This is a genomic window from Flavobacterium sp., from assembly GCF_965657075.1.
GTDB lineage: Bacteria > Bacteroidota > Bacteroidia > Flavobacteriales > Flavobacteriaceae > Flavobacterium.
The window spans coordinates 1-5623 of sequence record NZ_CBFHMV010000044.1 but is presented as its reverse complement, the minus strand read 5'-3'; the positions used below and the strand labels follow the sequence as shown (position 1 = coordinate 5623).

Sequence of the window (5623 nt, the reverse complement as noted above, 5' to 3'; positions counted from 1 at the left end):
GAGAGTAGCTTCTCCCTTTATGTCAGAATCTAAATCATCTCTTAATATGTATAGGGTTATTGATCCTGATATCTGGGTTAAACTTTGTGTTCGTGTTCAAGGAGCTAATTTTGCAGCAACTTATGGGAAACAATTAAACTATCATAGTTTTAAGTTACCTGAAGGTCATACATGGAAATCTTTCACTAAATTTCTATTGGATACTTTGCCTGACGAGGTGTCTGAAAATTTTAGAATGCGTTTTGCTCAATCTATTAAGTATTGGTCAAGAGTAGGGCGCGGAGTCTCAGACGAACTAATTAAAGACCTTAAAAAAAATAATATAAAATTTACGATTGGAGAAAAAACTAAGCATGGAAATAAAGACAAATATTGTGTAAAAATGTTACCTCCTGATCACTTAGATATGCTGAAAGCCCACAATAGTGAGGTAACTTCATGGAAACGGTTTGCTATGACTATTCTAAAAAATGACCACACCTGTAAGTATATGGGGTTATCTCCAACACAAGAGCAAGCAAAAAGACAAAGACAAATAATGGAAAAGTATAAAAACATTTAATTAAACAACAAAACGGATATGAAAATTGTAAGAACAAAAGAATTAGAAGAAACAAAAAGAGATGTTCTTTTTACGGGAGGGAACTCTATAAGACTTGTTATCGAAAAGGATAAAATGGGTTTTGGAATTTGTAAAACATATGTTCCGAAGGGCGGTCCTCATCACTGGCATTATAAAAATCATTTAGAGGCTTGCTATTGTGTAAGAGGGCATGGGTATTTAAGTAATATTGAAACTGGAGAGAAAATATTAATAAGCCCAGACACAACTTATTTATTAGATAAAAATGATGATCATACTTTTGAGGCTTTAACAGACGTCGTATTGATTTCTGTATTTAATCCACCATTGATAGGTAATGAAAAACATGATGAAAACGGAAACTACATTTAATATGAACGATAAAATAAAACACCTTATCAATCAAATTGAGGAAGAGGTTAATAAGATTCAAGATATTGATGAAAAGATAGATCTTTTCAACAATATGAAGCTAGAGCTTAAAAGGTTTAGCCCAATGAAAAATCATCCTTCTGATTTTATTGTATGGAAAAGATCGGAAGAGATTGAAACCCAAAAAATAAATCCAAACTCAATAGCTCCTCCAGAAATGGAACTTCTTTATGAATCAATTAAAAATGATGGATATACAATGCCAGTTGTTGCATTCACTCAAGAAGATGGTGTTATAAGAATTGTTGATGGTTTCCATAGAAGGCAAATAGAAAGAATACATGATGATATTAGTGAATCAACATATTCAAGAATACCAGTTTCTTTTATTAGAAAATCTCAAGAACACGAATCCGATAGGATGGCTTCAACTATTAGGCATAATAGAGCAAGAGGGAGTCATAATATAGAGCTAATGAGCACTATTGTAAGTGAATTAGTTGAGATGGGGAAGGGTGATGCCTGGATATGTAAACACATAGGAATGTCTGCTGATGAATTGTTGAGATTAAAGCAGATAACTGGTTTAGCTAGTTTATTTACAAACAAATCATTTAGCCAAGCATGGGAGCCAGCGGAAGAATAAGACAAATATTTCATCCTTATACAAAATGGGAATGTTTTAAAAATGGCATGTGGGATGATGTAGTAGGCAAAGAAGCTGAAAAAATTTTACCATTGGCTATAAAGTTTACTGGTAATAATGTTATTTATGGGGAATCTATGAGAAAAGTAATTTATAAATGGTTTTTTTCCTGTGAAACATTTTTATCCGATAAACACATAAACAGAAAAGCGTGGTTAGGTCACGCAGCATGTTCTTTAGAGCATAATTTGCCTGAAAATATTGTAAGGATGGCATGGAAAAAATTAACAGATGATCAAAGGAATTTAGCAAATAAAGAAGCTGAAAAATATATAAAAGAATGGGAAAAAAATTATTTATTTAAAAAATTATCAACTCAATTAGATTTCTTTGATGAAAACAGAAATAAATAAGTATATAAAAAACTGGGAGAAAAGAGTTTATGCAAAGGGCATTCCAGATGAAATCCCATACTCTATTAATAAAAAGACAAATCAACCGTCATATAAAAAAATAGTTATATCAATTTTAAAAAATCATTTAAATGATTTAGGTATTCATGGTAAAAAATCAAAATTTTACCATGAATTAAAAAAAATAGAATTAATTAAAAACGGAAAAATAAAAGTTATACAAAAAACAATATTTTAATATGAAAAGATTTATTATATTAGGTATTTTAATATCAAAAACAAATATTTTAATACTATGAAAACATTTGAAGAATTACAGGAAAAAGTATTGATTTGGGCTATGGAAAAAGACATTTTGGCCAATGGAAACCATCCCAAACAGTTGATGAAAGTTTTTGAAGAGTTGGGGGAATTATCCGGGGCTATCCTGAAACGTAACAGAATAGAGGAAGAGGACGCATTTGGGGACCTCATGGTGACAGTTATTATATTAGCTTGTCAAAGAGACATTGATCTAATGGTAGAGCTTAAAAACGCTTACAACACCATTAAGGATCGAGTTGGAAAAACAGTAGACGGAACATTTATAAAGGAAAATTAATCATGGAAAATCAGAAAATATATTGCGGATCAGGAAAAACTAGATCGGGCCAATTTGGGGACTTTCAGGCGGTATCAATCTGTTTAGACGACATACCGTCTGAGCATATCACTAACCATAAAAATGGAAAAAGATACGCTAAAATAACGATATCAAAAAAGAAAGAGACTGATCAGTTTGGTAACGATTTAAGCGTTATGGTAGACACTTGGAAGCCAGACCCTAGTAAGACTAGCCAACCGCAAGCGATGCAGTCAGCACCACAGCAAGCACCTCCACAGGAACCAGAAGGAGACCTACCATTCTAATGGCTAAGGCTAAACCAAAGCACGACTATTCACTCAATTACCGGGTAAGGAATCACTCCGGTAATTGGGGCGAATGGATCGGAAAAGGATTTGGGGAATGGATTGGTTTGGATCAATTGCAAAATCAGATTAAGATGCTAGCAAGATCCCACTCAAGAGATATTGAAATAGAATTTCTAAAAGATGGGAAGCTACTAGATTTTAACGGAAATGAAACAGGAAAAACAATAATATACGAACGGACATGATAAATAAAGAACTGATGGAGAAAGCCGTAAAGGTTCACTTCGCAATTGTAAACGGTTTTAATTGCTCTTTGGAGCTGGAAGAATACACTACTGTGGCTTTTGATTTCTACACCTACCTAACCGGTGGGGGGTTATCTTATGAGATGGAAGAAATTTTGAAACGTAAAAGATATCAGAATAAAATGGTATTAATTAAGAGGTATTACGAAAATAATCGATAGATGAAAAAGCTAAATAGAAAGGATTGGGAGTTGATACTTGTTCTAAGTATTTCGTTTGTAATTTGGTCCTATTTGATGTATCAAATGATAATAGAAAAAGTTTGGAGTTGGTGACATTGAACTTGAAAATATTTTACAACTTCAATATAATTCTCCAAACTATCCAAATCAAAAATAATATCATGCCAATCCAAGCCAGCCACATAAAAGTGACTGGTTTTTTTTCGATAATTTTATCAGTTTGTTTAGCATTTGAATAAAAATCTGAATTGATTTGATTATGATTAATTAATAAGGTAGTATCTATTTTTTCAGTTTCAGATTCGGTTGATATTTCGTTATTGATAACAATTGATTCAGCTTCACCTTCAAATTTGCCATCAAAGAAAGTAAAGTTACCTTTAGGAATTATGATTGTATTTCCTATTTGAACTTCTTTCAATTTGCTTATCTCGGTTATTGATCGATTTGATTCGATATGATTTGATTCTTGGATCCTTTCGATAGTTTCTATTTCAGTAATAGAAGTATCCTTTTTCACCTTACAAGAAAACAATATCAGTATTAGTATAATTGCGTACTTTCTCATACGTTAATTGGATTTTTTTATGTTTAGGTCCGTTAAATCATTCAATCATTTAAAATAAAGGTCAGATTCAGCACTACGCCGCCGCCTTAATCCATTTTCAAATGCAGACCCTTTATTAACCCATCTCAAAAACTCGCTTGCAATACTTGGATCATTTGGGTTAATATTTATTTTTCTCAGCAAAGTTGATCCTCTGAAGTTAGCCAACCCTACATTATAAGCAAAAGATACTAATGCGCTGAATTGGTTTTGAGTCAAAGTGACCTTCAAAGAATTTCTAACTCCAGATTCAAATTTAGCCAGTATAACCTCGAATAATCTATCTGCTTGCAATTGCGTTATTTTATCGCCCTCTTTGACCTTTGAGCCGTCCGCATAGAATGTATTGCCCCATGCTATTGTCCATACTTTCGCAGGGCATAGATATGCTTTTAGCCTGCATTTCTCAAATTCATGTAATATCTTAATCCCTTCTTGGTTTGTTTTCATAGCAATGGAAATCTAACTGAATCAATTTGTTTTAAATAGTTATCTCCCGACCTCATTACGTCGATTGTTAAAATACGGCCCCCTACTGGTTTTGGAGGTGCTGCTCTCTCAATGTGCCAACCTTTAGACCCGTCACCGTATTCTTCTTTATAAGTACCTGTAATCATTTGATGAATTTCTTTTAGTTTCTGTTCGTGAATACGTTTTCCGGGGTTATATTCAAAAGTATCTCTGACGTCGTTACGCGCGTAATTCTCATGGATATGACCAAGCGCGAAAATATCCATACCCTCGTACATTTCCAAGGCTCTAGTTAGGTTTATAGCGCCCTTATTCACTATACCTCCACCTCCGGAGCCGTGAAAGTATTTCATTCGAGAACTGAAAAACCCATTTGCTCGATTTGGCATTTTGTAAACTAAATTAACCCATCCTCCATAACCTCCCGTTTGAATTTCTGTTTTATTTTGATAGTTCATGATATCCACGAACCTTTGCAAAATATCAGTTTCTTGGTACTTGATAATAGACGTTTCATGATTCCCGTAACCGATGACGGTAAACAATTCAGCGTATGGGCTAAACCATTCAACGGCCGTTTCTACAATTGAATCGAGATACTTTGAATTATTGTGAATTTGCCTAATGTCAGATTTGCTACCTCTTTTATCTCCCTTGCCTTGCATGAGACAAAAGAAGTCACCGTTTACGAATACTTTGATTTTTTCTTTTTTGCAATAATCGAGATGCTTTTTTAATAGTACCCAGTCGCATTTTGGGTTATCCCAATGAAGATCAGATAAAATTGCCAATCGTTTATTACTACCCAAATCAATTTGGTGAGTATTAGATGTTATCTTTTTTGTTGCGGTCATAAAATAAAAAAGGGATTTTACTCCCTGTTAATTTAAATGTCTGAATCTTCAAATCTCTTAATAACTTTTCTTTCAATTATTTCCGCCAGCTTTTCGGCCATGGTGAAAATATATGGCTTTTTCCCAAATCGTTTTTCTAAGTTTTCCCCTATTGATATGTATTCTCGGAAACCAAGAATTAGAAAAATGAAATTACGTGTAAATCCTATGGTGTGCCTGCTTTGAGTTATTAAAAAACTTCCTGAATCTGGAAGAGATTTATTAATTTCAAATATTAG

At 33.3% G+C, this 5623-nt stretch carries 10 protein-coding genes; 6 read left to right on the top strand and 4 right to left on the bottom strand.

The annotated features are described in order from the left end of the window. From ACTF56_RS12770 to ACTF56_RS12745, 6 genes are all read left to right on the top strand, one after another. A partial coding sequence (locus ACTF56_RS12770; protein WP_438967296.1) for a DUF3440 domain-containing protein occupies window positions 1–562 on the top strand: 562 nt, incomplete at its 5' end. A gap of 18 nt (window positions 563–580) precedes the next feature. After that, window positions 581–955 (top strand): ectoine synthase, encoded by a 375-nt coding sequence (locus tag ACTF56_RS12765; protein WP_438967295.1) that lies wholly within the window; start codon window positions 581–583, stop codon window positions 953–955. Then, a complete protein-coding gene (locus ACTF56_RS12760; RefSeq protein ID WP_438967294.1) occupies window positions 930–1601 on the top strand; it encodes a ParB N-terminal domain-containing protein in 672 nt (223 codons plus the stop codon). Before ACTF56_RS12765 ends, ACTF56_RS12760 begins: the two co-directional genes overlap by 26 nt. Continuing rightward, window positions 1580–2014 (top strand): hypothetical protein, encoded by a 435-nt coding sequence (locus tag ACTF56_RS12755; RefSeq protein ID WP_438967293.1) that lies wholly within the window; start codon window positions 1580–1582, stop codon window positions 2012–2014. Before ACTF56_RS12760 ends, ACTF56_RS12755 begins: the two co-directional genes overlap by 22 nt. Beyond that, a complete protein-coding gene (locus ACTF56_RS12750) occupies window positions 1995–2252 on the top strand; it encodes a hypothetical protein (protein ID WP_438967292.1) in 258 nt (85 codons plus the stop codon). Before ACTF56_RS12755 ends, ACTF56_RS12750 begins: the two co-directional genes overlap by 20 nt. A 57-nt stretch (window positions 2253–2309) precedes the next feature. Next, window positions 2310–2615 (top strand): MazG-like family protein, encoded by a 306-nt coding sequence (locus ACTF56_RS12745; protein WP_438967291.1) that lies wholly within the window; start codon window positions 2310–2312, stop codon window positions 2613–2615. Window positions 2616–3525: 910 nt separating this feature from the next. Here the strand turns inward: ACTF56_RS12745 and ACTF56_RS12740 are convergent. From ACTF56_RS12740 to ACTF56_RS12725, 4 genes are all read right to left on the bottom strand, one after another. After that, window positions 3526–3981, bottom strand: coding sequence for a hypothetical protein (locus ACTF56_RS12740; protein ID WP_438967290.1), 456 nt, complete (start codon window positions 3979–3981; stop codon window positions 3526–3528). Window positions 3982–4026: 45 nt separating this feature from the next. Continuing rightward, complete coding sequence (locus tag ACTF56_RS12735) at window positions 4027–4470, bottom strand: lysozyme (protein ID WP_438967289.1); 444 nt, start codon at window positions 4468–4470, stop codon at window positions 4027–4029. Next, complete coding sequence (locus tag ACTF56_RS12730) at window positions 4467–5345, bottom strand: metallophosphoesterase (protein WP_438967288.1); 879 nt, start codon at window positions 5343–5345, stop codon at window positions 4467–4469. The genes ACTF56_RS12735 and ACTF56_RS12730 overlap by 4 nt, the downstream gene beginning before the upstream one ends. Window positions 5346–5377: 32 nt before the next feature. Beyond that, window positions 5378–5623 (bottom strand): hypothetical protein (locus ACTF56_RS12725; RefSeq protein WP_438967287.1); only part of this gene is annotated, 246 nt, incomplete at its 5' end.

What these genes read in the sequence shown, in the direction of transcription:
- ACTF56_RS12765 (WP_438967295.1), top strand. Translation starts at nt 581, where the DNA reads ATGAAAATTGTAAGAACAAAAGAATTAGAAGAAACAAAAAGAGATGTT.
- ACTF56_RS12760 (WP_438967294.1), top strand. Translation starts at nt 930, where the DNA reads ATGATGAAAACGGAAACTACATTTAATATGAACGATAAAATAAAACAC.
- ACTF56_RS12755 (WP_438967293.1), top strand. Translation starts at nt 1,580, where the DNA reads ATGGGAGCCAGCGGAAGAATAAGACAAATATTTCATCCTTATACAAAA.
- ACTF56_RS12750 (WP_438967292.1), top strand. Translation starts at nt 1,995, where the DNA reads ATGAAAACAGAAATAAATAAGTATATAAAAAACTGGGAGAAAAGAGTT.
- ACTF56_RS12745 (WP_438967291.1), top strand. Translation starts at nt 2,310, where the DNA reads ATGAAAACATTTGAAGAATTACAGGAAAAAGTATTGATTTGGGCTATG.
- ACTF56_RS12740 (WP_438967290.1), bottom strand. Translation starts at nt 3,981, where the DNA reads ATGAGAAAGTACGCAATTATACTAATACTGATATTGTTTTCTTGTAAG.
- ACTF56_RS12735 (WP_438967289.1), bottom strand. Translation starts at nt 4,470, where the DNA reads ATGAAAACAAACCAAGAAGGGATTAAGATATTACATGAATTTGAGAAA.
- ACTF56_RS12730 (WP_438967288.1), bottom strand. Translation starts at nt 5,345, where the DNA reads ATGACCGCAACAAAAAAGATAACATCTAATACTCACCAAATTGATTTG.